The sequence below is a fragment of the Corallococcus praedator genome (genome assembly GCF_003612125.1).
In the GTDB taxonomy this organism is placed as follows: domain Bacteria; phylum Myxococcota; class Myxococcia; order Myxococcales; family Myxococcaceae; genus Corallococcus; species Corallococcus praedator.
This window is the reverse complement of record NZ_RAWI01000917.1, coordinates 1-472: the sequence shown is the minus strand read 5'-3', so window position 1 is coordinate 472 and position 472 is coordinate 1. Positions and strand designations below refer to the sequence as shown.

Sequence of the window (472 nt, the reverse complement as noted above, 5' to 3'; positions counted from 1 at the left end):
CCCATGAACTCGCCCTCTCCCTTTGTCCGCCGCCGAGTTCGCAGTGTCCTCGCGAGCGCGCGGGAGACAATCCCCCGCAGGGGTGAAGGAACGGCTAGATCTCCGAATCCCTCGTTCGAGTGAACGCGCGGTTTCGGCCGTTCCGATACCCACTTCGTGAGCAGCACGGCCGAGTTCGATCCCGCCACCGAGGTCCTGCTCGAGGACACGCGGGCGCGCCGCCCGGCGCGGCTCGGCGGCCGCGCACTCTGGGCGAGCGTGGCCGACGGCGGCGTCTTCCTCGTCGTCGCCGCGGCACTGCTGCTCCTCTACGACTCCACGGCGACGGCCTCGCCCTTGCTGGTGCTGGCGCTCGTCGGCGCCTATGCCCTCGCCTACAACGTCGACTTCGAGGTCGGCCCGGGTCTGGCCGTCGCGACGCAGCTCGTCTTCGTCCCGATGCTGTTCCTGCTTCCCCTCCAGCTCGTGCCTC

1 protein-coding gene is annotated in these 472 nt (G+C 69.9%); it reads left to right on the top strand.

The features are described 5' to 3' along the window. Positions 1-156: 156 nt before the first annotated feature. The coding region (locus tag D7Y13_RS42400; protein WP_147452686.1) for a hypothetical protein at positions 157-472 on the top strand (316 nt) is incomplete at its 3' end.